This window comes from Fulvivirga sedimenti (genome assembly GCF_020328055.1).
The window spans coordinates 1226128-1252769 of the sequence record NZ_JAIXNE010000002.1; the positions used below are offsets into that span (position 1 = coordinate 1226128).

Below are 26642 nucleotides of genomic sequence, written 5' to 3' on the forward strand. Positions count from 1 at the left end.
ATTTGCAACAAAATTTCTGCGATGAAAAAACTTTTGATCCTGATTCTTTCTTTGTCTATCTCCCTGAGCGGCTTTGGCTGGGGACAAACCGGACACCGGGCTATTGGTAAAATTGCCAGTAAACACCTCTCAAAAAGAACCAAACGTGCCCTGGCCCAGATCATGGGGCACGAATCACTTGCCATTGCCAGCACATGGATGGATGAAGTACGATCAGATGATCAGTATGATTACATGACCGACTGGCACTGGGTAACCATTCCGGATGGTATGACATACGAGCAGGCTGAAAAGAATCCGAATGGTGATATCATTGCGACGATCGAACGGTTGATCGATGAGTTAAAAGCGGGACACGAAACGATGTCGATTGAAAAGCAAAAGGAATATATCCGGATTCTAACCCATCTGATAGGTGATATACATCAGCCCCTGCACGTCGGCACCGGTTTGGATCGCGGTGGTAACGATGCCAGGGTGACCTGGTTCTGGAACACTCCTACTAATCTACATTCAGTATGGGATTCACGGATCATCAACGAAAAGGAATTAAGCTACACAGAATTGGCGGAAGCCATTGATCACACCAGCAAGGAAGTACTGGCCACATGGCAAGCGGCCACCGTACGTGACTGGGCCTACGAATCAATGACCTACCGGAAACAGGTTTATGACATTCCGGAAGATGGCCAGTTGAATTATAAATATGTCTACGATAACTGGGGCACGGTTCAGTATCGCCTGCACCAGGCCGGAATCCGGCTAGCCGGTGTTCTCAACGCGATATACGGTTAGTTAAACGGTGATTCCTGGATAACGACAGTGGTCCTTAAATCGGAAGTCGCACTTCCATGATAGAAACCCTGAACCGGCATGGTTCGGGAAGGCTCAAAACTGGCTGCAACGGGAATATATTTTTCCGTGGTAAGTAAACCAAGACTGGGATCCAGGCCGAGCCATCCTGCCCCGGGAATATAAACCTCTACCCACGCATGCAGCTCATGCCCTTCCTCCTCCCCGGGCGCGTAGCAGTAGCCACTCACAAATCTGGCCGGATACCCAAGAGACCTGAGCATTGCCATCAGCATTCGGGCCAGATCCCGACAAGAACCGGCACGCTTCTGAAAACACTCCTCAGGGCTCATGATATTCATTTCAAAGCGTTCATGGTGGTTCCACGCATCAGAAATTGCGAGATTAAGGGATGCGAAGAACTCAATCAGATCATCCTTTATAAACTGACGGGCAAATGCTGTAATACTTTCAGTCGCCAAATCTTCCTTCCTGTAAATTTCCAGGAATGAAGCCGAATTCCTCTGATATTCACTGGTACTCTGCGGTCCGTGAGTATCCACTATAAAATTAAATGGGTTGAAGGGCATTATCTCCACCTTCAGATCCACACGGATCGACAGTTTCCTGGTTTCGCCTGAGAACCACAGCTGATGATAGAGATTATTCTCCGGATCAAGGCGCGAAGAAAGCGAGTCAGGGTTGGGGTCTATGAAAATATCAAAAGACTTTGTCTGAAGATACGAGCGGATTTGTGGATGGAAATTAAGGTAATGCACACCGGGAGATACCGGTTCAGAATAAATATAATCCGTTTCATGCCGGATGAAGAGATCCATCAGGATGATTTTCTTAAGACCGACTTGGTAAAGGCGCGATCCAGAACCTCCACAGGCAATTCCTGAATTGCCTGACGAAGGCGTTCATTCCAGAAGTCGGAAACGTGACCCAGCTCCCGCTCCTCAAAGCGGTGCTCCATGAGGTCATAGGCGTCGCGTGGTAATACAACTGTATCGATCGGGTAAGCGACATCGTTCGCCGAAAGCCGCGTGGCGTCGAACGAAAGGAAGGCACTCTTCAGGGCAAATTCCAGCCCTGAATTATAGGTTATGGAACGTTTTAGTATGGGCTGTCCGAAACCGGAATTCCCAATAATCACATAGGGCGTATTCTCCCCCACTTCAATCCAGTTACCCTGGGGATACAGCATATAGAGCATGGGCTCTTTATCTTTTTCCAGCTGTCCGCCCACAATGGCATACAGGTTGAACTGCATACCGCTATCTTCCAGGTTTTGCTTGTCTTCTGCGGCCACACGCTTCACCTGTTCTCCGAACTTGTTAACCGCCTGATAGAGCCGGTGAAAGGACTGATCCTGGGTTTCGATAACTTCCTTAAAGTATGTGATAGCCTTATCACGCACCGAACGTAATCCGGAGGTCATAATAAAGAAGGAATGCTGCTGTCGCTTAACTGTAAATATCTTTTTAGCAGTGGTTGTGTCGGTTCCTGAGGTAAGCCTCGTATCGGCCAGCCCTACAATTCCTTCCCGTGTTCGTATTCCAAGACAATAGGTCATTCCTGTTCGCTGATTTGAACATTAAAGTTATCCTTAATACCGATAAAACAATCATAAATCGCCGTGGAAATTTGATTGAGCCGGATTTGCAAATGATCAAGGTATTCATGCAATCCATGGTCGATCACATCGGCAATATCATCATATTCAAGCTGTGACCGCAGTTCCCCCATCAACTTCTCCGCTTTATTTCCAAAACCCTTGGCAGGATGACCTGATATTTCATGCAAACAAATTTCAGCTTCCGTAAGACAGAAGTAAATGGAGCGTGGAAATTTACGGTTGAGCACCAGAAATTCCACCACCCCTTCCGGACTGATATTCCCAAATACACGACGGTAGGTATTGAAGGCGCTCACCGATTTAAGCAGCGCCATCCAGTGCAGCTGGTCCAGCGGACTTCCCACATCTTCAGGGGATGGCAGTAAATAATGGTATTTTACATCGAGGATACGGGAAGTCTTGTCTGCACGTTCGAGGTATTGCCCCAGTGTTACCCAGTACCAGCCTTCGGCCCGCGCTACACTGTTATAAGCGATTCCATAGAGTAACTGAATCCTGTATTTTACATCGATGAAGAACGGACGGGGATCTTCCTGGTTCCAAATCTTCTTAAAATTACCTTCTTTCATACGAAGATAAAGCTCATTCAACACCTCCCATGTTTCTTTTGTCAGGTTCTCACGTACAATGCGCGCATTTTCACGTGCTTTAGATACGGAAGAAAACAGGGAATTGGGATTATCGAGATCAAATGCAAGGAAATATATCGCCGTGGTTCGGTCACAGGTTTTATACCGGGCCTTAAACGACTCGAGGTCACCTGTTGCGGCGATCAGCGGCTCCCACTGCTCATTTAACTGGGGCGGCAGATCAAGTGCCAGGTTCGAGTTCACATCGATAAACCTGGCATAGTTCTCCGCCCGTTCAATATATCTTCCTAACCAGTATAAAGAATCTGCTACGCGACTTAACATAAATTAAAGTTCATTTTCCTTGTATAAAACCCAGGTGTCTTTGCTGCCGCCACCCTGAGATGAATTGACGACAAGGGACCCTTTTACCAGCGCCACGCGCGTGAGGGCTCCGGGGATTACATGGATATCCGGTCCATATAATATGTAGGGACGAAGATCCACATGCCTTCCTTCGATTTGATCATTATCAAGGGTTGGCACCGTAGATAATGAAAGTGTAGGCTGGGCAATATAATTATTGGGATTATTCCTGATCTTTTCCCGAAAAAGTTCGTGTTGTTGTGGGGTCGATTTGGGTCCGATGAGCATGCCGTAACCACCAGCCGCATTGGTCTCCTTCACCACCAGGTCGGCAATATTTTCAAGCACATAATTCCGGTCTTCCTCCTCCCTGCAAAGGTAGGTGGGAACATTTTCAAGGATGGGCTCTTCATCCAGGTAATATTTGATCAGGCGGGGGACATAAGCATAAACCGCCTTGTCATCTGCCACGCCCGTTCCCGGTGCATTGGCGAGGGCGACATTTCCGGCCTTATATGCCTCAAAAAGACCGGGTATACCCAGCATGGAGTTGGGATTGAATGCTTCAGGATCCAGGAAGGTATCATCGATCCTTCGGTATATGACATCTACCGGACTAAGGCCATGTGTGGTGATCATGAATACTTTGTTATTTTTTACCACGAGATCCTGACCAGTCACCAATTCCACGCCCATTTGCTGGGCCAGGTAGGAATGTTCGAAGTAAGCCGAATTGAATACTCCGGGGGTCAGGACCACTACTACCGGATCCTTTTTCGGACTCAGGTACTGGAGCATTTTAAACAGGTGTGCCGGGTAGTCTACCACGGGCCTCACACCAATCTGTTGGAACACCTGAGGAAACACCTTTTTAACTATTTCCCGGTTTTCAAGCATGTATGATACCCCCGAAGGACACCTCAGGTTATCTTCCAGTACATAAAACCGGCCATCCTTATTCCGGACCAGATCCGTACCTGTTATATGACACCAGATCCCTTTGGGAGGATGAAGACCGATACAAGGCTCCAGGTAGTCTTTACTTCCGAGGATCAGTTCTTCGGGAACAATACCATCCCGGAGCACATTCCGGTCATTATAAATATCCTCCAGAAAGAGGTTGAGCGCCTTAATGCGTTGCCTTAAACCTTCTTCCACCCGCTCCCATTCTTCCCCGCTGATAATCCTGGGAATAATATCCAGGTGCAGGATGCGCTCTACGCCTTCAGATTCATGATATACATTGAAGGTCATACCCATGGAAAGTTGTGACTTTTCCGTGGAATGCTGCAGCTGCTGAAGCTTCTTTCGGGATAAAGAATTTAAATGTTGACGAAACACGTCGTATTGCGGACGACATTTGTCCTCCGCCTCGAACATTTCATCAAATTGATCGTCGATCTTGTACTTTTCTATTTTCAAACGGTCCTATTTTTAATTGCTTAAATATATACACAAAAAGCGATGGTTTTCCAAAAAGAGACGGCAGATCGAAAATGCCTCAGCGTGTCCGGATCTCGCCCCGGAGGTATAATACAGCATTCCCTTCGAGCAATATCCGGTCCTTTTGTATTTTTCCCCGCAACATGCCACCACGAGCTGAAAGCTGCTGAGCAGTCATTTCAGTTTTATCAAGTTTCGGCCCCCAGAAGGAGAAAAGCGTGGTATGGGCTGAACCCGTTACAGGATCCTCGTCAACACCATATGCGGGATAGAAACACCGGGAAACGATATCGGTCTGTTCACCCCGGGCGGTTACGATAAACCCACGCACCGGAAAGGCGGTCATGGCCCTGAAATCAGGCTGCACATTTTGGACAATCTGCTGATTTTCAACCTCAATAAGCATATCAGAAACGCCCTTGTATGCGCCCAGTATGGGGCAACCGATCATGGCTTCAAATTCACCAGCAGGTACTGTGTTTGGGTTGTCGGACGGAAAATCCATCTGAAATCCTGTTGCTGATTTTGCAACGGTTAAGCGCCCGCTGCGTGTATCGAACCGGATGACATCCTGTTGATAGTTGAGGTGTTCAAACAGAACGAAGGCCGTGGCGAGCGTTGCATGACCGCAAAGATCCACTTCATTTACTGGTGTGAACCAGCGCAGATGATAGGCACCATCTTCATTTCTAACAAAAAAAGCGGTTTCTGACAGGTTATTCTCCAGGGCAATGTTCTGAAGAACGGGATCCGGCAACCAGTCGCTCAGGGGTACAACCGCTGCCGGGTTACCCTGAAAAACCTCGCTGGCGAATGCATCTATCTGATAAATGGGTAAGTTCATAGAGCAAGATACTTATTTCAGTGAAGTATATTGATCGCGTTGTGAAGGATGTACCGGAAGTACCAGGGGTTTTGTAATGTGTTTACTGATGGATGTGTTGTGAATTACCATAAGGACCTTAAAATAATCAGCATTCCATGGCAATTCCAATTGTACGCTGGGTCCCTTTCCAACCGGCATAATGGCCTTTTCATTACCAAATACATCTACCTGGACAAGGTACCAATCAATTGTCCATGGGCCTGAATCTGTTAATGCTTCCGGTTCACCGTTTCGGTATTGAATTGCCTGAAGCGGAAAGCTGGATTGCGGCCAGGCAGGTATGGCCGGCAGAATGAAATTCCATGCAGGAATGTCAACATCTACCCGGTTTCCATTAAGGCATTGATCAACTTTCAGATAGTTCTGTTTTCTCCTTCCCCAGATATCTACAAGACCATCGAAAACAACCAGTTCCCGTTGATACCTGTCCTGCCAGGGCATGAATCCGTTATAATCACAAAATATCTCAGGAGCAGGCCCCTCCCAGTAATATGGAACTTTCCATTTGTTAAGAGAGTCTGAAACTACTGTTAGCACCAAGGAATCTGCCGGATACAATACCCACTGATCTATCTCAGGGATCATGCCTGCAATCTGCAGAAACTCATGAACACCGGAAACCCCGAGTTTATAATCGATTGTTACAGGTCTTTCCGGATCAAGACTATGCAATCTCCCCGCCATTTCATTGACTCTCCGGGCCCACCAGTCGGCCTGAATAACACGCTCCACCGGATCATACAGCAGATCGATTTGATTAAAAACGGCTCCTGTTAAATTCCAGGAGGCGATTGACCGGTCATTCTTCAATTCCCGCACCCTATCCATAATATCCAGTTCCTGCTCTTGTATATATATAGAATCCGGCTCCAGCCAAAAGGCATAATGGACTTTCATATTCATGTCCTGCGCAACCGAAAGAACATTTTGATCATACATTCCAGGGCCCTGGCGTTTAATTTCAGTAAAGCCCAGCGATCTTATTTGAGCAAAATCCTCTTCGAGAACCCGACGGTTGAGAGAATGCACATTTCGAAACCACTGGTGGGCTTTGTTATAGGTAATACCGCTAACATCCATCGGTTGCTTTTTGAATGCTCCATTCGGTTTCCTGGTATTAATCAGTTGATTGGACCACTGCTGAACATCAAACTTATCCGACAACAATGCACTTACCTGACTCGTATTGTTAATACTCCAGTTCAGGAATTCAACATCTGAGACTCCGGGAGGAATGTTCTGATCCTTATCACTCTGAAAAAATATAAGGGCTGAAATTTCGGGATAGCGTTCATAAATGGATGAAAAAGCATTGCTTAACCATTTTGAACGGTCTTCCGACAAAGTTCCCATTTCAGCTAAAATGACGTGTTTGCCGGGATAGGCAATTAATCTCTCGTGAAACGGAGCATACAGCTCATTGAAGGAATAAGAACGATTTTGAAGGTGCGGACCATAATCCAGCAATGTTACACCGATCCAGTCTACCACATCATCTCCGGGGTAATATTGGTCAAGTGCTGATGCCTTCCATGGATTATACACCCATGTTACATTTCTCGCCCCCTGGTTCCGAAATACAGACACAACTCTTCTAAAGGCATTTTTAAAATTTTGCGGGGAAACACTGCCTTCTTCTGACCATGGGTAGAACGGGTTATCCACTTCATGTGCAAACCGTATAAGAACGGGACGTTCCAGTGCAGCGAAATACTTTGCCGACTCGGTAAGGTATTCATCAAATTCACCCTGGTTAATGAGCGAAAAAACCGATATGGAATGTAAATCCTCTTTTGAATCTGAAATCCAGGGCTCCCATGTCACCATGGGTATCCGTCCGGTATTATAAATACTGGCAAAGTACTCTTTATTTGGAAGCGAATCAGTCCAGGATGAATAGAAGGAAACAATCCCCGATGCCAGGTCAGACGGACCTGTTGCCGATAATCCCCTGTCCCCGTAAGGCGAAAATTCACCTGTAATTAACCTACCGGTATGCTGCTGCGCTTTTGGAGGATCCTGAAAGGCTTGTTTATCGTTACGCTGCGCCACGAACATTCCAAGGGTGAGTAACAGAAGTATCATCAGTCCACCCAGACGCAGTCCCCGGTAGAGAAAATGCCTCAAATACCAAAACTGTCGTTTGGTCCAAAGAAATACACTCATCGGTGTGATTCGGCCGGCTGAATGCTGCATGCGCCGGCTGTTTATGCCGATGTATGTAACGATAGACATACTCGTGAAATTGGTGAGCGCAATTCCGGCCATGATGATTGAATACGGATTCCAGTCGTAGCGCAATCCGTAGATAATCGCTGCTACAGAAAATAATCCTACCAGAATATTCGGTAACAGCAGGGTCCAGTGACTCTGGTCGCGGTTATCCTTTGGGGTAGGTAAATAGGGGACTTTCTTACCGATAAAGGTATAGAGTATCCCCAGGGAGTGAACCCACCAGGTTCCGATTTGAAGGATTCCCCCCAATAAATGAAACCCCCGCTCTTTTTCTTCCATCACCCACCGCTGCACATAATGACGGATCAAAACGGTCGACGCGAATAATGGTAGAATCAGCAGAGCAAAAGTGAAAAAATCACCCTTCCATGGTAAGATGGCAAAGACAAGGCAAATGATAGGGATCAGAAAATTCAGAAAATAGATGATGCCCGAAAAATAATAGAAGGGTGCGGTGAGGTAATGAAGACGTTGCCGCCACGACAGATCAGTGAAAATCTTTGGTAAAACATGTACGAGAAGGTCCCAGGTTCCCCTTGACCACTTCAATTGCTGCATAAAATAGGCATGCAGGGTGGAAGGAACCTGGCCCCGGGCCAGAATTTTAGGAACATAAACAGACTTCCATCCTTTTGCATGCAGCAACATGGATGTATGCATGTCTTCGGCCAATCCTGGCGCATGACCGCCAATTGAGTCAAGCGCCTCCCTTCGAAACGTACAATTGGCACCAATGGCCAGGACTGTTCCATAATGGTTCATCGACATCATCATGGGACCGTAGAACTGAAAGGTCTGCTGTGCAGCTCCCTTGGCTACAAAACTTTCATCAAAATTGTAATATGCCTGGACGATCTGAACATACCCAATTTCAGTATTTGCAAAATGCGGAACGATTGGATCAAGAAAATCAGGATGCGGAACATGATCTGGATCAATGATCACACATATTTCACCGGAAGCATACTGCAGTGCATTATTGATATTTCCGGCTTTTGCATCCTTCCGTGAATTGCGCGTTACATGATGTATGCCCCGGCTGGCACAGAACTCCTTCAACCTTTGATCGTTTGCCTCATCACAAAGCCACGTTTCATGCGGGTACCGGATTGATAATATTGCCTCCAGCGTTTGTTCGGTCATTTCATACGGTTCACCCGGGAAATAGGTTGTGAAAACGTCTACAGTGGGACGATAACCCGGTGGCATCGGAACGTTTGCGGGCATTTTAATATTAAAATAATGATACCATTCGTGCAGAATTCTCAGGAATTGAAAAAGCAATACCAGCACGATGATCACATAGAGTGGCAAATAAGAAATGTGGTCAGGTTGAATGAACCAGATGAAGAAATACGCCATGTTGATCACCCCAATAATGATCATCGCCCGAAGGATCCGGATCTCATGCTTTTTTGGTGATTTAACTGTCGTATGGTCCATTCTATTTTACCACATAAAAAGGAACATTTGCCGTTCCAAGATGTCCTTTGTTATCGAAAACATTTACCGCAACCCTGAACGCTCCTTCATGATCAGGAGTCTGAAAAGTCGTTTTCCGGGCCTTTGGGTCAACAATGTGTCCTGAAAGCGGGATGATTTCCCGCTCCTGATCAAAGGTAGGTTTATACCAATTTTCAGCATAAAGATACCATTCAAACTGAAGGGAATCCCCATCAGGATCATGAACCAGTACCTCGAGAGGATATGTTGCCCCTGGCCTGAGTAATATATCAGAATTCGGCCCCTTTTCATTCAACAATGCATATTCAACGACGGGAGCACGGTTCTCCGGGTATTTACCCGTCCACAGATACTGAAGCTCCTCTACCGACTGGGTTTCCAAACCGTCATCAGTAATGAGAGGATACCAGGTATCAGTCTTTTCCTGCCGGGAACCCCAGAAAAAAACGAGTGAACCCAGACACCGACGCTGCTCGGTAATAATCTTTTCGCTGTAAGCAGTTTTGATAAATTCTGCCTTCTTGGAACTGGGTTCTTCTACAGGGACTCCCCAAATCGTACTATCACTCTCCCAATGTCCGTTAACTCCCCATTCTGTTATGATATATGGACCATTCCAGAACCACTTATAATAGGAAAGGTCCTCTTCCAGTTGTCGTAATTTCCCGAATGTATTGATTGAAATGATATCAATATCCGGAACATACCACTTTATATTGGCCACATACCCTTCTCCAAAGCTCTGAATGGTAGTGGTTACAGGATGATTGGGGTCTTCACTGTGAATCAGTTGGATGAGTTGATTTAAGGCCTCATAGAATTTACCATACTTCGGACCGAATGTAAAATTAAGTTCATTGCCGAGGCACCACATGAGTAGTGCCGGATGATCCCTGTATTTCCGAATGGTATTCTTAACGGCGTCGTATTGTCCCTGAACAAGCGAATCATTGTGATAATAGGTGTTATAATGATAACTGCGGATTATCGGGAGTCCGACAATTACGGCAAGCCCATTTGCATGGGCCTCATCAAGTATACTGGTTAATTGGAGTGTATCATAGGTGCGAATGGTATTACCACCAATTTCATGCAGACGTGAAAGCTGAACGGTTCCATTTGCCCCCCTGATATAGAATGGCTCGCTGTTACGGATAAGTCTGTAGCGGCCTTCATGCTGATCTATGTATACCTTAGCTTCCGTTCTCCCATTCTGTTGCTTTGATTTGCAGGAAAAACAAAAACCCAGTATAACCAATACTAAAATTAACAAGCCGGCTTTAGACATCAACGAATTTTTCGGTTACACCAAATTAGTGATTGCTTCAATATGGAAACATACCAAAAAATGGGGATATATGATTTTCCTTTCATGGTTCGACTTTAAGTGATTTTCCCTGCTCATCTATTATACAGAACCCTGCTTTGTAACCTGTTTTTTGCCATTTTTGGTTTCAGCAATTTGTCACCTCTGAAATTTATTTTTAGTAATTACTAATATTTTTAGTATTTAATAATTATTTTAGCATACATGAAATTAGTAAAAAAGGTATGCAAGGGAGGGCAATATTGCATTTGGATCTGGACACATTTTTTGTGTCATGTGAACGGTTGCTGGACAGCCGGCTGGAGGGCAAACCTATCTTACTGGGCGGGGTAACAGACCGCGGTGTGGTAGCGGCCTGCAGCTATGAAGCGCGAAAATTCGGGGTTCATTCGGCCATGCCGATGAAGCTGGCCCGGCAATTATGCCCGGAAGCGGTTATCATACGGGGAAATACAGGTACATATACCGCAAAATCGCGTGAGGTAACGGAGATCATCCGGGAATCTGTACCGGTATATGAAAAGACCTCCATTGATGAATTCTATGTGGATCTTACCGGGATGGAGCGGTTTTTCAACAGTTTCAGGATGGCAGCGGATTTGCGGAAACGGATCATCCGGGAAACCGGGCTGCCGATATCCTTCGGGCTTTCTGAAAACAAGACTGTTTCGAAGATTGCCACCGGTGAAGCCAAACCCAACAATCAGCTGAAGATCGACTACGGGCAGGAGCGGCCATTCCTCGCGCCATTATCAGTACGGAAAATCCCGATGATCGGCGAAAAGACGTATCAATCGCTGTGCGGACTGGGAATTAAGCGGATCGCCACGATACAGGAAATGCCGATGGAGCTGATGGAAAAGGTATTCGGGCAGAACGGGATCAGTATCTGGAAAAAGGCGCAGGGGATTGATACTTCCCCGGTAATCCCCTACTCGGAACGAAAATCGATATCTACGGAACGGACCTTTGACAGGGACACGACGGATATGGAGAAGCTGCGGGGGATCATACTGGCTATGGCTGAAAATCTTGCGTTTCAGCTGCGGCGGGGCAAAAAAGTGACGGCATGTATAACGGTCAAAATCCGTTATTCCGATTTCAACACCTATACGCTGCAGTCACGCATTCCCTACACTTCAGCGGATCACATACTGATCCCCCGGGTAATGGAACTCTTCAACAGGGTTTACAACCGGCGTCTGCTGGTACGGCTGATCGGTATAAAATACAGTCACCTGGTATACGGGGGGCATCAGATCAGCCTGTTTGAGGATGCCGAGGAAATGATCAGCCTGTACCAGGCAATGGACCGCATCCGGGAGAAACACGGGGACCGGAAAATACTCCGCGCATCAGGCATGGAAGCGCGCACCATCGGCAGGTTCAACCCGTTCAGCGGAGAACCACCGCCACTGCTGGCGAACAGGCATAACTAGTCAGTAGTCAGTAGTCAGTAGTCAGTAGTCAGTAGTTATCGGCAGAGGCTTGCTGATTACTGAACTTAAACTATTGACTTAAAACCTGACTATCAACCCCACTACTGACTACTGACTACTGACTACTGACTACAAAGTGATGCTAAACAACCACACCTACTACTCCTTCCGCTACGGCACCATTCCCATACGGGAGTTGCTGAAGATGGCTGCTGAAAAAGGTATGGATACGCTGGCCATCACAGACATTAACACTACAGCCGCCTGCCTGGACTTTGTGCGGCTGTCGGAACAGTATGGGATCCGGCCGGTGCTGGGAATTGATTTCCGCCACGGAGCCCGGCAGCTGTATGTCGGACTTGCACGAAACAACGAGGGTTTTAAAGAGCTGAATGACTTCCTTTCGGAATACCTACACAGCAAAACGCCACTGCCGGAGGCACCTCCCCCACTGGGAAACTGTTTTATTGTCTACCCGCTCCATAACATACCGGAAAGACCGCTGGGGGATCACGAATATATCGGGGTATCTACCGGCGATCTCAGCCGTTTCCCGTTCCTCCCGTGGTCGGCACAACCCCGCAAGACAGTAATACTTCAACCCGTAACCTTCCGGAACAAGGCCGACTTCAATGCGCACCGGTTGTTGCGTGCCATCGACAACAATACCCTGTTGAGCAAACTTCCGAAAAGCGAAGAGGGGGATCCGGCACATGTAATGATGAACGTGGCGGACCTGGAAAAATCGTTCGCCGCCTATCCCGAAATGATCCGTAACACCCGGTCTGTCCTGGACCGCTGCACGATTGAGTTTGAATTCGGCGACAGCCATCCGCATAAGAACCTGCAGACCTATACGGGATCAGCGGCATCTGACGATGAACTGCTTCTTCGCCTTTGTGAAGAAGGACTCCGGTACCGGTACCCCAATCCCTCCCCGCGCATCCATGAGCGGCTGGAGAAGGAATTATCGATCATACGTGAAAAAGGATTCGTATCCTACTTTCTCATCAACTGGGATATCACTTCCTACGCACGCAGTAAGGGGTATTTCTATGTAGGCCGGGGAAGCGGCGCCAACAGCGTTGTGGCCTACCTGCTGCGCATCACCGATGTGGATCCCATTGAGCTGGACCTGTATTTTGAGCGTTTCATCAACCTGTACCGGAAAAATCCGCCGGATTTTGATATTGATTTTTCATGGAAAGACCGGGAAGATGTAACTCAATATATTTTCAGCCGGTTTCCCCATGTTGCCCTGCTTGCAACCTATACAACCTTTCAGTACCGTGCGGTGGTACGTGAATTGGGTAAGGTATTCGGATTGCCTTCCCATGAGATAGACGCACTGGCAGAGGGCCGGCTCCCCGGCAGCAGGGATGAACAGATGGACTACTATGCCCGCCTGATACTCCGCTACGGTAAGCTTATCGAAGGCTTTCCAAACCACCTGAGTGTGCATGCCGGCGGGATACTGATCTCAGAAAAACCCATCCATTACTATACTGCGACAGACCTTCCGCCAAAGGGATACCCGACCACACACTTCGATATGATCATCGCCGAAGATGTGGGCCTGTACAAATTTGATATTCTGAGTCAGCGCGGACTCAGTAAAATACGGGAAACGCTGGATATCATCGGGGAATCGAGAGGCCCGGACGAAGTACCCGACATTCATGACATCAACCGCTTCAAAAATGATGAGCCGGTAAAGGAACTGCTGCGTGAAGGAAAGGCGATCGGGTGCTTCTATGTGGAATCCCCTGCTATGCGAATGCTGCTCAAAAAACTTCGCGTTGATGACTACCTGGGCCTGGTGGCCGCCAGCTCAATTATCCGGCCGGGTGTCGCGCAGTCGGGCATGATGCGTGAGTATATTCTCCGTTTCCGCTACCCCGAAAAACGCAAGGAGGCGCACCCGGTGCTGATGAAGATTATGCCCGAAACATTCGGGGTGATGGTATACCAGGAAGATGTGATCAAGGTGGCGCATTATTTCGCCGGACTCACGCTGGCCGAAGCCGATGTACTGCGCCGGGGCATGTCGGGCAAATTTCGCTCAAGGGTGGAATTTAATAAGGTGAAGGATAAGTATTTTTCCAATTGCAGGGAAAAAGGCTATTCCGATGAGGAAACACGTGAGATCTGGCGACAGATCGAAAGTTTTGCAGGTTATGCATTCGCAAAGGGGCATTCTGCCTCTTATGCGGTGGAAAGCTATCAAAGCCTCTTTCTCAAGGCCTACTATCCACTCGAGTACATGGTGGCTACTATTAACAATTTCGGCGGATTTTACCGAACGGAATTTTATGCACATGAGGCAAGGCTGCACGGGGCAACCCTCCACCCGCCCTGCGTGAATCACAGCACGATGGACACCCGGCTATTCGGAAAGGAAATCTATCTGGGGTTTATCCTGGTGAAGGACCTGGAGCAAAAAGTAGTACATGCCCTCGTCGCCGAACGCGAGGCGAACGGCCTATACAGCGATATGGAAGATTTTGTGGATCGTGTTCCGGTGTCCCTTGAGCAGCTTACACTTCTCATACGTATCGGCGCCTTTTTGTTTACCGGCAAGAATAAAAAGGAACTCCGGTGGAAAGCACATTTCATGCTGGGGCACGCAAAAAAAAGTCAGCCCGAAAAAAGCCTTTTCAAAACCCCGAAACCAAATTTCACGCTTCCGGAGCTGGCGCTCGAAACCTATGAGGATGCCTTTGATGAATTTGAGTTGCTGGGCTTTCCGCTCACCAACCCGTTTGAATTGCTTCGGGAACCACCGTTATCCATGACGGCCGTACGTCAATTCCCAGAACTCGTCGGTCAGCAGATCACCATTTATGGATACCTCGTTACGGTAAAAAACACAAACACGACCAATAAAAAGCGCATGCATTTCGGGACGTTCCTGGACCATGAGGGTGCATTTATCGACACGGTACACTTTCCTCCTGTCGCGGCCCGCTATCCGTTCCGCGGACGCGGGATATACAGCCTCACCGGAAAAGTAGTGGAAGAGTTTGAATACTATACACTCGAGGTCGAAAGAATGGAGAAAGCCATTTTTATCGATGATCCCAGGTATGCGGGATAAGTCCTTAGTCAGTAGTCAGTAGTCAGTAGTCAGTAGTGGTAGAAATTAGTAGGGAGTATAGAGTGGGCCGGAATCTTCTGTTGGTATTAGTAGTCTTTGAATTGAGAAAGAAGCAGAGCTTCCCAAAAATATTTTACCGTAAATAACCCATATACTATTGCCATGAGCCAGGTACTACTGACTACTGACTACTGACTAAAAGTTAATCCAGCCCGAACAAATTCCTCACAAACTCAAAGGAGAAAATATCATTGAAGATCACGAAGACCATGAGTGCCAGCAGTAGGATCATCCCGATCTTCTGCGCATTCTCAAGGAATTTATCCGAAGGCTTATGCCCCGATATCATCTCATAGGTGAGGAACATCACATGACCTCCATCGAGAGCCGGAATCGGCAATAAGTTCATAAATGCCAGTACCATCGACAGCAAACCTGTCATAAACCAGAAACGTTCCCAGATCCATTCTCCACCGTATGCCTGTGCAATCCGGAAGGGGCCTGCCAATGATTTGGCGGGATTGATCACCCCGCTGAGCATCTTTCCAAATGCCTTCACCTGCAGAAAAACAATATTGAACGCTTTTTTTGTACCATGCGGAATGGCTTCACCAAAAGAGTAATTAATAGTCTCGCGAACAAGATTATCAGCCGGGAAGAACCCGATCACGGAGTCTGACCTGAAATCTGCCTTGAAACGATATATTTCACCATCACGCTTATAGGCTACGGTAATTGAATCTTCATGAAATCCTTTCACTACCGAGCTCACCTGATCCTGATATTGAACCGGAATGCCGGCAATCTCGACAACTTCATCACCCTCTCTGAGGCCTTCCCTTTCGGCGATGGTATTCGGACTAACCTCGCCAATTATCGATCTGTAACGGGGGTAGAGAAAACTAGAGATCGCGTCGGAACTGTTCATCTTCTCGATAAAATCGTCGGGAATCGAAACATCCACGAGTTGATTATTTCTCTTTACGGTATAAAATGCATCTTCTCCAAGGAACACCTGTGACTTCAACACATCCTGAAAGTCCTGAAAATCCTCCCCGTTGATCTTGAGAATCTGATCACCGGTCTCCAGCCCGAGCTCCTGAGCCAGTTCAAGTGCCACAATTCCTCCATTTTCATTTACGGCGTCCTTTGATATGTAGGTCTCCCCGTAGATATAAGTGAGGAAAATAAAGATGATCACACCTGTGATCACATTCACAATAATACCCCCCAGCATCACGATCAGTCGCTGCCAGGCCGGTTTTGAGCGGAACTCATAGGGCTGCGGAGGTTCCTTCATTTTTTCTGTATCGAGGGATTCATCGATCATCCCTGAAATTTTCACGAAACCCCCCAATGGAATAGCACTTAGCGCATATTCTGTTTCTCCGTACTTAAAACTGAATACTTTGGGTGGAAAACCGATGGAAAACTGCTCCACACGCATATCGAATAACTTGGCCGCCAACAAGTGACCCATCTCATGCAATCCCACCAATATTGAAAGGCTCAGTAAGATCTGAGCCGCCATGATAAATCCTTCCATTACTTAATTTTTTCTAACGCTATGCGTCGTGTTTCCCGGTCAGTTTCAACATAATCTTCGTATGCCGGTGTTTTTATAAAAGGAACTTTAGCCAGACAATGTTCTACAACGTCCGACATTTCCAAAAATTTGATGCGGTCTTCCAAAAAGGAGGCCACCGCTATTTCATTTGCTGCATTCAGCACACACGGCATATTTCCGCCATCGTCAAGCGCTTTATAAGCAAGTGCAAGATTACGAAAAGTTTTCGTATCGGGCGCCTCAAAAGTAAGAGAACTGTAATTACTGAAATCAAAACGTTTGAAATCCGACTTTAATCGCTCCGGAAATGCCAGGGCGTATTGTATCGGCAGTTTCATATCGGGCAACCCCATCTGTGCTTTCATCGATCCGTCCTCAAACTGAACAATCGAATGAATGATCGACTGCGGATGAACCACTACCTCAATTTGGTCGGTACGCAATCCGAATAGCCACTTCGCCTCAATAACCTCCAGCCCTTTATTCATAAGTGACGCGGAATCTATCGTGATCTTCGCCCCCATATCCCAGTTTGGATGTTTCAGTGCCTGTGCCTTTGTAACTTCAGCCAGTTCATCCCTCGTCCTCCCACGGAACGGTCCGCCGGAAGCAGTGAGAATAATCTTTTCTATCGGATTATGGAATTCACCCACCAGGCATTGAAAAATCGCTGAGTGTTCGGAATCCACGGGATAAATGTTCACGCCTTTTTCGCGGGCCATGGCAGTGATCAGCTCCCCTGCAACGACAAGAGTCTCTTTATTCGCCAACGCAATGCTCTTACCCGAACGGATCGCATGCATGGTTGGTTGCAATCCGGCATAACCTACCAGCGCAGTGAGCACGAGGTCAATCGAATCCATCTCAACCACACTTGCCAGGGCATTGGCTCCTGCATACACCTTGATACCCAACGGATCCAGCGCATTAAAAACTTCATCATACCGATCCTCATTCCCGATGATCACTACATTCGGTCTGAATTTCGAAGCCTGGCGGATCAATAATTCGCAGTTATTCTGCGCTGATAACACCTCCACCTCAAAATGATCAGGATTTGCTTCAATCACTTCAAGTGCCTGTGTGCCAATCGATCCCGTAGAACCGAGAATCGCAACCCTCTTGCCGGCAAATTCTGTATTATTCATCACTAATCGTTTTTCCTGTATTTGATTAACTCTCCGGCAATTTTCCGGTCGTTCGACAGTCTGGGCACTTTATTCTGACCGCCCAACTTACCCTGATCTTTCATATAATCAATAAATGCGCTTCGCCGGAGCGGAACTATTTCCAGGACCTTTAAAATATTTCCTGATAACAGATCATCATAGTACGAATTCAGCCTGCGCAGGGCATGATCCAGATCCTCAATAAATGCATCCAAATCCGACGGCATTTTTGAAAATTCGATAAGCCATTGATGGTGGGGCATTCTTCCATCCGTTGGGGTGACATTGGGCGCAACCGTAAATTCAACTATTTCCGCCTCCGGATGCCTGGTGAGGGATTCACGCATGGCTTTTTCAACCTCCTCCCCGATCACATGTTCACCAAATGCCGAAATAAAATGTTTGATCCTGCCGGAGACGATAACTCGGTAAGGGTCTGTCGATACAAATTTGATCGTATCTCCCAGGTTATACCCCCACAATCCGGCATTGCTGTTGATTATTACGGCATAATTCACATTTGTCTCCACCTCACCAATCGTGAGACGCGGCGGATTATCTTCAAAAAAGCGATCCGCCGGGATAAATTCGAAAAAGATCCCGCTGTTAAGTAATAAAAGCAGACCTTCCTCGTGCTGGCTGTCCTGGTAAGCGATGAACCCCTCAGATGCGGGATACGTTTCTATGGAGTCGACTGATTTACCGATACTTTCAAATAATTTTGCGCGGTAAGGCTCAAAGTTTACCCCTCCATAAACAAAGAGTGAAAAATCACGAAATACATCCTTTATCTTCTTTCCGGTGCGTTTTTCGATCCGGTCGAAATACATTTGAACCCATGGAGGAATTCCGGAGATCAATGTCATTCGCTCATCAATCGTCTCATCAATAATTCGGTCGAGCTTCGTTTCCCAGTCATCGATGCAATTGGTCTCAAAGCTGGGAAGCTGGTTGGTGCGCAAATAGCCTGGCACGTGATGATTTACAATTCCGGAGAGACGCCCTGTATGAATACCTGCCCGCATGTCCAGCTCCGGACTACCGGAGAGGAAGATAAGCTTGCCATCCAGGAAGGCTGAATTTCCGGTCTCGTGCACATAGCTCAACAGCGCATTTCGCGCACTATTAATGTGGTTTGGAAGTGATTCCTTTGTTATTGGAATATATTTTGTGCCCGAGGTGGTACCGGAGGTTTTGGCAAAGTAAGTTGGCTTGCCCGGCCATAAAACATCCTGATCCCCATCGAGGATCTGAGCGACATAGGGCTTCAACTCCTCATAATCACGAACCGGAACGGCCGATTTGAAGTGATCATGATTCCTGATTTCAGCAAATCCATGATCATTTCCAAATGTTGTATCGCGTGCCGTGGATATGAGTTGCTGTAAAATGCGTTCCTGGGAACCCACCGGATCTTTTGCCCACTTACGTGTTTGTGCTGCTATATACGCGGCAAAAGGTTTACTTAAAACTGATCTGAACCCCATAGATTATCTTCCGATAACGACAATTTTAACAAGATTTAACCAGATACAGGCACAACTTCCGGATTTTTGTCACGTTATAAAGTGTTGTAAATTTACCTGAAAAATGTACTGACCATGAGGAAAACCATTGCAACCATTTTGATCGGATTTATTGCCGGAATCGGGGGATCGTTTGTCTATGATCAACTTGCGTTGGATTCAAAGGCCAGCGAGACCAATATTCCGGTTCAAACCGTCGCAAATTATTCTGAAAACGAACCTGCAATATCTGAATCACGCACGGTTCTTCCCGCCGAAGATTTCGTGGAAGCGTCCCGTCTGACTACCCAAAGTGTGGTTTACATAAAAAATATCAGCGAGCAGGTTTATTCACGCAGCTACCTGGATTACCTATTTGACAGGGATCCCGGAACGGAAACACGGATCAGCAGCGGATCAGGTGTGATTTTCACAGCAGATGGCTATATCGTTACCAATAATCATGTTGTAAATCAGGCCGATAAGCTGGAAGTAGTCTACAATAAAAAAACATATGAAGCGAGCCTGATCGGTGTGGACCCTTCCACCGACCTTGCAGTACTTAAGATTGAGGATAAAAATCTTCCTGCCATCAGGCTGGGAAGTTCAAAAGTCCTGCAGGTTGGCGAATGGGTAATCGCGGTAGGTAATCCCTTCAACCTGACCTCCACGGTTACAGCCGGCATAGTGAGCGCCAAAGGCCGTGAGATCAATATACTTCAAAGCAACTTCCCCATTGAATCGTTCATTCAGACTGATGCGGCCATCAACCCGGGAAACAGCGGAGGAGCACTGGTTAACAGTGCGGGCGAACTCGTTGGGATTAATACAGCAATTCTGTCGCAAACAGGCTCCTATGCCGGTTATGGCTTCGCTGTTCCCATCGACATCGTAAAAAAGGTGGTAGATGATATTATTGAATACGGAGAAGTTCAGAAAGCATTTTTCGGAGGTGAAGTCGTAGACTTTAATTCTGTAATTGCCGACCGCCTTGATATTAAGGTGGATGCCGACAAAGAATTCAAGGGAGTGGTGCTGGGATATATTCAGGAAGACGGAGCAGCAGCACGTGCCGGTCTGAAAGAAGGTGATATCATTCTAAGCATCAACGATGATCCGGTTAACAGCCGGTCGGAATTTGAGGAAGATCTCAGCTACAATTCGCCGGGCGACGTGATCACCGTAGTGTACGAGCGCGACGGTACTGAAAAGGCGGCGAAAATAACCCTCACCAACCGGGAGGGAACGACATCGATTCTTCGCCGACAGATCTTCTCCTCAGAGGTGCTGGGAGCAAAATTTGAAACTGTATCAAAGGTGGAAAGGGATATCCTGGAAATTGAATATGGCGTGAAGGTATTCAATATTGAAAACGGCTTATTAAAACGCATCGGTGTCACCGAAGACTTCGTAGTTACGGAGATCAATAATTATAAGATCAAAACCCCCGAGGAACTGGTGGATATTTTAACCAAAATCCGCGGACGCGTAATCATGGAGGGTATCAATAAACAGGGGCGCCGCGGGTATTATTCCTTTGATTTGAGATAATTCAGTACCGATTCAGGCACATCATAGGAAGCCTTTGAATCCGGATCTGTTTCCGGAGTCAATACCTGCCGTTTGAACGGAACGGTCCCGGCCCAGATCGGCAGGTCATAGTCTTCCGTGTCATCCTTCGGTCCACCCGTACGAATTTTTGCGCTGGCCTGATCAATTTCAAGCCGAAGTACCATGGTTCCCTTCAATTCCTTGTCGGTAGGCTCCCGCACCTCATTCCAGCGACCCGGGATCAGGTGTTCGGAGATCGTTCGAAGAGCTTCATTCTTTTCGTCGCCCTCCACCTTTCGGGCGGTACCAAATAAAACAACAGACCGGTAATTCATTGAATGATGGAATGCAGATCTCGCAAGTACGAGGCCATCCACCAGGGTAACGCAAACTGAACAAGGAATCCCCACCTCAAGCGCTTTCAACATTCTGCTTGCCGCAGAACCATGGATATAAATTACTTCTCCGCTTCGCCCGTACAGGGTAGGAATAACAAATGGCTGTCCGTCGGCAACAAATGACACATGGGCAATCTCTCCTGCATCCAGGACTTCAAAAACCGTTTTCTGATCATAGTGACCCCGGTTCGGGACACGTTTCACCTTATTTCGTGAATTGATGGGATAGGAATTACTCATACCTTAAAGGTACGGGGTGTTGGTATGCGGCGTTACAAAAAGATAAAAATTAAATCAGATAGCTTTCATCTTGAGCTTTTTCTTAAGCTCTTCAATCTGGGATTTGAAACTGTTGCTGGTATCCATCATGTCATTCACAGACTGCACCGCATGTATCACTGTACTGTGATCACGGCCCCCGAAATGATATCCGATCGCCTTCAGTGAATGATCGGTGTATTCCTTGGAGAAATACATCGCAACCTGGCGCGCGATAACGATCTCCTTCTTGCGGGTTTTATCCTTGAGATCTTCAACATCAACTTTAAAATATTCAGAGATCGTCTTCTGGATGTAGTCGATGCTTACTTCAGTGTCAATATCATGGACAATATTTTTCAGAATTTGCTTTGCAAGTTCCAGGTCAAGTTCCGCCCTGCTTAAGGATGCATGCGCAATCAGCGAAATGAGTACTCCTTCCAGTTCCCGGACATTCGTGTCGACGCTGTAAGCAAGGTATTCAATCACATTATCCGGAATATTGATCCCGTCGGCCTGCATCTTGCGCTGAATAATGGCAACGCGCGTTTCATAATCAGGCTGCTGCAGATCTGCTGTAAGTCCCCATTTAAACCGCGAGAGCAGCCTTTCCTGTAAACCTTTCAGATCCCGCGGCGGGCAGTCACTGGTCATAATAATCTGCTTACCCGCCTGGTGCAGATGGTTGAAAATATGGAAGAATATTTCCTGGGTTCTTTCTTTTCCTGCCAGAAACTGCACATCGTCGATGATCAGGATATCTACCTGCATGTAGAAGTTCTGAAATTCCTGGATCTTATTATTTCGAAGTGCCTCTATGAACTGATTTGTGAATTTTTCCGATGAAACATAAAGCACAAACCGGTCACCGATATTCGACTTGATCTCATTTCCAATGGCCTGAACCAGGTGAGTCTTGCCCAATCCCACCCCGCCATAAAGCATCAACGGATTGAATGAAGTGATTCCTGGTTTCTGGGCAACTGCAAATCCGGCAGATCGGGCCAGCCGGTTGCAATCCCCTTCAATATAGGTATCGAAGGTATAATTCGGATTAAGTTGCGATTCCTGGTAAAGTGTATCCACATTTTTCAGGTGGAACGGAGAAAAATAATCAGTAGATGAATTTTGTCCGTTACTGTTCTTATTATTCGGTCTGTTGGGAAGGTTTACCGATAAGGGCGAGGTTCTACTGTTGCCCCTGTCTACAATTACCGAATATTCCAGGCGGGCCTGCGGGCCCATTACGGCGGTAATCGCCTTTTTTAAAACCTGTACATAATGCTCTTCAAGCCATTCATAAAAGAATTGACTGGGCACTTGTATTGTTAGCACGTCATCCGAGCAACTCAAAGGGATAATGGGCTTGAACCAGGTATTAAAACTCTGCTCCGGCACATGTTCCCTGATCACTCGAAGACAATCGCCCCAAACTGTTCCACAATCAATCTTCATGTAATAAGAATATAAACTTTTGTTCAGATGTAACTTCTGATTTAAAAAGGGAAACAAATTTGGCAAAAAAAACAGGAACATGAAAGATTAACGTGAGGGATATTCTGAGTTTTTTAGATATGCCCTCTAATCGCCTGTTTGTGTCTTTTTGCAGAGACCCTTTTTACAATCGGTGTTTCTTATCAAATTAGTAACTTTACTGCGTGATCCAACAATTATGACAGAATTTAAATCAGTAAATTTCGACGAGTGGCAAAAACACGCCATCAATGATTTAAAATCGGCGGAAGCTTTTGAAGCACTGTTCAAAAATTGGGGCGACCTTCAAATCAAGCCATACTACGATTCGGGTGATCTGAATGATAAAATCCTGACATTCAGCAATCAACTGACCCCCGGGGACGGCAAGGGTATGGCAGCGCGGGGATGGTATAATGTAGTTCGTATTGTCGTGGATGATGCCTCCACCGCAAATGCCGAAGCGCTCGAACTCCTGATGAATGGGGCCGAAGGAATACATTTTGACATCCGGAAGCCTGTTTCGATTTCAGTCCTTCTCCAGGATGTGCTGCCGGAATATATTTTCCTGTCCTTCACCGTGAAAGAAATGAAGCAGGCCGACGCCATCCGTGCGTGGCTCGATTCCCGGGATGTGGATCGGCAGGACGTTACCGGTTATATTCATCTGAAGGAATCAAAAGATAACACTGATCACCTGATCAGTCTGTTTGAGCCCTGGCCAAAATTCCGGAGCCAGTATTTTGAACAACCGGAAAGTGGTGAAGGCGTCATAGATTCATTGGCAAACCTGATGATTAACGTAAGTGATAACCTGGATAAGTTTATCAGTATGGGACATACAGCGGATCAGGTGGCAGGTGAACTTGTCTTTGGCATCAAACTGGGGCCGGCATATTTTCATGAAATTGTCCGATTGCGTGCCATTCGCATGTTAATGTATAAGCTTGTTCATGCCTGGGGAAGCAGGATTAATCCGGACGATATATTGATTCATGGAATATCCACACCGTGGATTGAGGAAAACTATCAACCCATGGGTAATCTTATTAAATCGGCTTCATCGGCAATGGCCGGGGTCCTGGGAGGTGTCCATGCACTAACGGTGATGCCGGAGGATGCCGAAAGCCTGTTGCAGAAAAGGATCGCCAGAAATACCGGAATCATTCTCAAGGAAGAATCATACCTGGATAAGACAAGGGATGCCCTCGCGGGAGCCTACTACATTGAATCACTCACAGAACAGCTCGGAAGAGCCGTTTGGGAGAAATTTCAAAAACTTTCAGCCGAATGAAACCAGATTTTAAAAATATTGATTTCGATACGTATCAACCTGCCCCGGCATCTTCACCTGCATCTGAATGGGAGGCGGCTGAGAAAATTACGGTAATGTCGGAATACAACATCACTAAAAAACTGCCGCACACCGGTTTTTCTTCCGGAATACCTCCATATCTGCGGGGACCCTACACAACCATGTATACGGTAAGGCCCTGGACGGTTCGCCAATATGCGGGCTTTTCTACTGCAGAGGAATCAAATGCTTTTTACCGCAGAAACCTGGCGGCAGGTCAGAAAGGCCTTTCAGTAGCCTTCGACCTGGCCACCCACCGTGGATATGATTCCGATCATCCGCGGGTTACCGGGGATGTGGGAAAAGCCGGGGTCGCTATTGATTCCGTACTGGATATGAAGATCCTGTTTGATCAGATCCCACTGGATAAGATGTCGGTATCTATGACCATGAACGGTGCTGTTATCCCGATTATGGCATTTTACATTGTCGCAGCGGAAGAACAAGGCGTGAAACCGGAACTGCTCAGCGGCACTATCCAGAACGATATTCTAAAGGAATTCATGGTGCGGAATACGTATATCTATCCGCCCAAGCCATCCATGCGCATTATATCAGATATTTTCAAGTACACATCTGAAAAGATGCCACGCTTCAATTCCATCAGTATCAGTGGGTACCACATGCAGGAAGCCGGGGCCACTGCGGATATTGAACTGGCATACACCCTGGCAGACGGACTGGAATATTTGCGTACCGGTATCGCAGCAGGGCTTGATATTGATGCATTTGCACCAAGACTGTCATTCTTCTGGGGAATTGGCATGAACCATTTTATGGAGGTAGCAAAAATGCGTGCAGGCCGGTTGATGTGGGCGCAGATCGTGAAGGAATTCAATCCAAAAAATGAAAAATCAATGGCATTGCGCACACACTGCCAGACCTCAGGATGGAGCCTCACCGAGCAGGATCCTTACAACAACGTAACACGTACATGCATTGAAGCCATGGCCGCGGTGCTGGGTGGAACACAGTCTCTCCACACGAATGCGCTTGACGAGGCCATTGCATTACCTACCGACTATTCCGCACGCATTGCCAGGAACACGCAGCTCTTTTTACAAAAAGTTGCAGGTATTACGGAAGTTGTTGACCCATATGGTGGATCGGCGTACCTCGAAAATCTTACCAACGAACTCGTCGGACGGGCGTGGGAACACATCCGGGAAATTGATTCTCTCGGGGGTATGGCGGCTGCTATTGAGAGCGGGATCCCCAAAATGCGCATTGAGGAAGCAGCTGCACGTAAGCAGGCAAGAATTGATTCAGGCAAGGATATCATTGTAGGCGTAAACAGATACGAAACGGATGAGAAGCCGGATTTTGAGATCCTGGAAGTCGATAATACGCGTGTACGTGATGAGCAGATCGCCCGTCTGAAAAAGCTGAAAGAAGAACGGAATGATGCAGCGGTACAACAAGCCCTGGACAATATCAGTGAAATAGCTGCCTCAGGAAAAGGCAACCTGCTCGAAGCAGCGGTTGAAGCTGCACGGGCACGTGCTACCCTTGGCGAAATATCCGATGCCATGGAAAAAGTATTCGGCCGGCATAAGGCCACCACCCGTGCCATCAGCGGGGTTTATTCATCTGAATTGCAAATGGACAAGAAATTTCACGAAGCACGCGAGCTATCTGATAAATTCGCGGAAAAAGAAGGACGCCGGCCAAGAATCCTTGTGGCCAAAATGGGTCAGGACGGCCATGACCGTGGCGCTAAGGTTATCGCCACGAGCTTTGCCGATCTCGGATTTGACGTTGATATTGGTCCGCTTTTTCAGACCCCCGAGGAAGTGGCGAAACAAGCAATTGAAAATGATGTGCACCTTATCGGAGCATCAAGCCTGGCGGGCGGACATAAAACCCTGATTCCCGCGTTGATCGAATCCTTAAAATCAATGGGGAGGAATGATATTACGGTCATTGCAGGGGGAGTAATTCCTCCGGCAGATTACGATTTCCTGTACGATGCCGGCGTTGGCGGGATATTCGGACCGGGCACGGTAATCTCTAAAGCGGCCATTGAAATCCTTCAGAAGCTGATGGACTAGAAATTACCGGCCGCACTCTTTGATTGACTGACAGGTTTTCTGCCATTTGTATTTAA

18 protein-coding genes are annotated in these 26642 nt (G+C 47.0%); 6 read left to right on the top strand and 12 right to left on the bottom strand.

Annotation, left to right across the window (positions count from 1 at the left end):
- The first annotated feature begins 21 nt into the window (after positions 1–21).
- Positions 22–795 (top strand): S1/P1 nuclease, encoded by a 774-nt coding sequence (locus LDX50_RS11740; protein ID WP_225698640.1) that lies wholly within the window; start codon positions 22–24, stop codon positions 793–795.
- Here the strand turns inward: LDX50_RS11740 and LDX50_RS11745 are convergent.
- The 7 genes from LDX50_RS11745 to LDX50_RS11775 all read right to left on the bottom strand — a co-directional run bounded on the left by LDX50_RS11745 (position 792) and on the right by LDX50_RS11775 (position 10685).
- Complete coding sequence (locus tag LDX50_RS11745) at positions 792–1631, bottom strand: transglutaminase family protein (RefSeq protein ID WP_225698641.1); 840 nt, start codon at positions 1629–1631, stop codon at positions 792–794. The two genes, LDX50_RS11740 and LDX50_RS11745, sit on opposite strands and share 4 nt — an antisense overlap.
- Positions 1631–2371, bottom strand: coding sequence for a proteasome-type protease (locus tag LDX50_RS11750; protein ID WP_225698642.1), 741 nt, complete (start codon positions 2369–2371; stop codon positions 1631–1633). The genes LDX50_RS11745 and LDX50_RS11750 overlap by 1 nt, the downstream gene beginning before the upstream one ends.
- On the bottom strand, positions 2368–3348 hold the full coding sequence (locus LDX50_RS11755) for an alpha-E domain-containing protein (protein WP_225698643.1): 981 nt from the start codon (positions 3346–3348) through the stop codon (positions 2368–2370). The genes LDX50_RS11750 and LDX50_RS11755 overlap by 4 nt, the downstream gene beginning before the upstream one ends.
- A gap of 3 nt (positions 3349–3351) precedes the next feature.
- Entirely contained in the window at positions 3352–4749 is a 1398-nt protein-coding gene (locus LDX50_RS11760) for a circularly permuted type 2 ATP-grasp protein (RefSeq protein ID WP_225698758.1), read from the bottom strand.
- 121 nt (positions 4750–4870) lie between these two features.
- A complete protein-coding gene (locus LDX50_RS11765) occupies positions 4871–5656 on the bottom strand; it encodes a PhzF family phenazine biosynthesis protein (RefSeq protein WP_225698644.1) in 786 nt (261 codons plus the stop codon).
- A gap of 12 nt (positions 5657–5668) precedes the next feature.
- Positions 5669–9376 (bottom strand): glycosyltransferase, encoded by a 3708-nt coding sequence (locus tag LDX50_RS11770; RefSeq protein WP_225698645.1) that lies wholly within the window; start codon positions 9374–9376, stop codon positions 5669–5671.
- 1 nt (position 9377) lies between these two features.
- Positions 9378–10685, bottom strand: a complete 1308-nt coding sequence (locus tag LDX50_RS11775) for a glycoside hydrolase family 2 TIM barrel-domain containing protein (protein ID WP_225698646.1) — start codon at positions 10683–10685, stop codon at positions 9378–9380.
- 263 nt (positions 10686–10948) lie between these two features.
- Between LDX50_RS11775 and dinB the strand changes: the two genes are divergently transcribed.
- A complete protein-coding gene (dinB, locus tag LDX50_RS11780; protein ID WP_225698647.1) occupies positions 10949–12163 on the top strand; it encodes a DNA polymerase IV in 1215 nt (404 codons plus the stop codon).
- Positions 12164–12302: 139 nt separating this feature from the next.
- Positions 12303–15260 (top strand): DNA polymerase III subunit alpha, encoded by a 2958-nt coding sequence (locus tag LDX50_RS11785; protein WP_255647364.1) that lies wholly within the window; start codon positions 12303–12305, stop codon positions 15258–15260.
- Positions 15261–15462: 202 nt separating this feature from the next.
- On the opposite strand, the gene rseP is transcribed toward LDX50_RS11785, so the two are convergent.
- From rseP to LDX50_RS11800, 3 genes are read right to left on the bottom strand one after another with little or no spacing between them, the layout of a single operon-like run.
- Positions 15463–16806 carry an RIP metalloprotease RseP gene (gene rseP / locus LDX50_RS11790; protein WP_225698649.1) on the bottom strand — a complete coding sequence of 448 codons (1344 nt, stop codon included), beginning with the start codon at positions 16804–16806 and terminating at the stop codon, positions 15463–15465.
- A complete protein-coding gene (locus tag LDX50_RS11795; RefSeq protein WP_225698650.1) occupies positions 16806–17975 on the bottom strand; it encodes a 1-deoxy-D-xylulose-5-phosphate reductoisomerase in 1170 nt (389 codons plus the stop codon). Before LDX50_RS11795 ends, rseP begins: the two co-directional genes overlap by 1 nt.
- A gap of 2 nt (positions 17976–17977) precedes the next feature.
- Complete coding sequence (locus tag LDX50_RS11800) at positions 17978–19483, bottom strand: GH3 auxin-responsive promoter family protein (protein WP_225698651.1); 1506 nt, start codon at positions 19481–19483, stop codon at positions 17978–17980.
- A 114-nt stretch (positions 19484–19597) separates the two neighbouring features.
- Between LDX50_RS11800 and LDX50_RS11805 the strand changes: the two genes are divergently transcribed.
- Positions 19598–21052, top strand: coding sequence for a S1C family serine protease (locus tag LDX50_RS11805; RefSeq protein WP_225698652.1), 1455 nt, complete (start codon positions 19598–19600; stop codon positions 21050–21052).
- Here the strand turns inward: LDX50_RS11805 and LDX50_RS11810 are convergent.
- Positions 21031–21690 carry a pyridoxamine 5'-phosphate oxidase family protein gene (locus tag LDX50_RS11810; RefSeq protein ID WP_225698653.1) on the bottom strand — a complete coding sequence of 220 codons (660 nt, stop codon included), beginning with the start codon at positions 21688–21690 and terminating at the stop codon, positions 21031–21033. The two genes, LDX50_RS11805 and LDX50_RS11810, sit on opposite strands and share 22 nt — an antisense overlap.
- A 54-nt stretch (positions 21691–21744) precedes the next feature.
- Positions 21745–23163, bottom strand: coding sequence for a chromosomal replication initiator protein DnaA (gene dnaA / locus LDX50_RS11815; RefSeq protein ID WP_225698654.1), 1419 nt, complete (start codon positions 23161–23163; stop codon positions 21745–21747).
- Positions 23164–23380: 217 nt separating this feature from the next.
- Here dnaA and LDX50_RS11820 point away from each other — a divergent pair, with 217 nt between their 5' ends.
- On the top strand, positions 23381–24475 hold the full coding sequence (locus LDX50_RS11820; RefSeq protein ID WP_225698655.1) for a methylmalonyl-CoA mutase family protein: 1095 nt from the start codon (positions 23381–23383) through the stop codon (positions 24473–24475).
- A complete protein-coding gene (gene scpA / locus LDX50_RS11825) occupies positions 24472–26586 on the top strand; it encodes a methylmalonyl-CoA mutase (RefSeq protein ID WP_225698656.1) in 2115 nt (704 codons plus the stop codon). The genes LDX50_RS11820 and scpA overlap by 4 nt, the downstream gene beginning before the upstream one ends.
- The last annotated feature ends 56 nt before the right edge of the window (positions 26587–26642 follow it).

Bases quoted from the DNA above. Each gene is read 5' to 3' on its own strand.
- LDX50_RS11740 (WP_225698640.1), top strand. From the start codon at position 22: ATGAAAAAACTTTTGATCCTGATTCTTTCTTTGTCTATCTCCCTGAGC.
- LDX50_RS11745 (WP_225698641.1), bottom strand. From the start codon at position 1,631: ATGGATCTCTTCATCCGGCATGAAACGGATTATATTTATTCTGAACCG.
- LDX50_RS11750 (WP_225698642.1), bottom strand. From the start codon at position 2,371: ATGACCTATTGTCTTGGAATACGAACACGGGAAGGAATTGTAGGGCTG.
- LDX50_RS11755 (WP_225698643.1), bottom strand. From the start codon at position 3,348: ATGTTAAGTCGCGTAGCAGATTCTTTATACTGGTTAGGAAGATATATT.
- LDX50_RS11760 (WP_225698758.1), bottom strand. From the start codon at position 4,749: ATGTTCGAGGCGGAGGACAAATGTCGTCCGCAATACGACGTGTTTCGT.
- LDX50_RS11765 (WP_225698644.1), bottom strand. From the start codon at position 5,656: ATGAACTTACCCATTTATCAGATAGATGCATTCGCCAGCGAGGTTTTT.
- LDX50_RS11770 (WP_225698645.1), bottom strand. From the start codon at position 9,376: ATGGACCATACGACAGTTAAATCACCAAAAAAGCATGAGATCCGGATC.
- LDX50_RS11775 (WP_225698646.1), bottom strand. From the start codon at position 10,685: ATGTCTAAAGCCGGCTTGTTAATTTTAGTATTGGTTATACTGGGTTTT.
- dinB (WP_225698647.1), top strand. From the start codon at position 10,949: ATGCAAGGGAGGGCAATATTGCATTTGGATCTGGACACATTTTTTGTG.
- LDX50_RS11785 (WP_255647364.1), top strand. From the start codon at position 12,303: ATGCTAAACAACCACACCTACTACTCCTTCCGCTACGGCACCATTCCC.
- rseP (WP_225698649.1), bottom strand. From the start codon at position 16,806: ATGGAAGGATTTATCATGGCGGCTCAGATCTTACTGAGCCTTTCAATA.
- LDX50_RS11795 (WP_225698650.1), bottom strand. From the start codon at position 17,975: ATGAATAATACAGAATTTGCCGGCAAGAGGGTTGCGATTCTCGGTTCT.
- LDX50_RS11800 (WP_225698651.1), bottom strand. From the start codon at position 19,483: ATGGGGTTCAGATCAGTTTTAAGTAAACCTTTTGCCGCGTATATAGCA.
- LDX50_RS11805 (WP_225698652.1), top strand. From the start codon at position 19,598: ATGAGGAAAACCATTGCAACCATTTTGATCGGATTTATTGCCGGAATC.
- LDX50_RS11810 (WP_225698653.1), bottom strand. From the start codon at position 21,690: ATGAGTAATTCCTATCCCATCAATTCACGAAATAAGGTGAAACGTGTC.
- dnaA (WP_225698654.1), bottom strand. From the start codon at position 23,163: ATGAAGATTGATTGTGGAACAGTTTGGGGCGATTGTCTTCGAGTGATC.
- LDX50_RS11820 (WP_225698655.1), top strand. From the start codon at position 23,381: ATGACAGAATTTAAATCAGTAAATTTCGACGAGTGGCAAAAACACGCC.
- scpA (WP_225698656.1), top strand. From the start codon at position 24,472: ATGAAACCAGATTTTAAAAATATTGATTTCGATACGTATCAACCTGCC.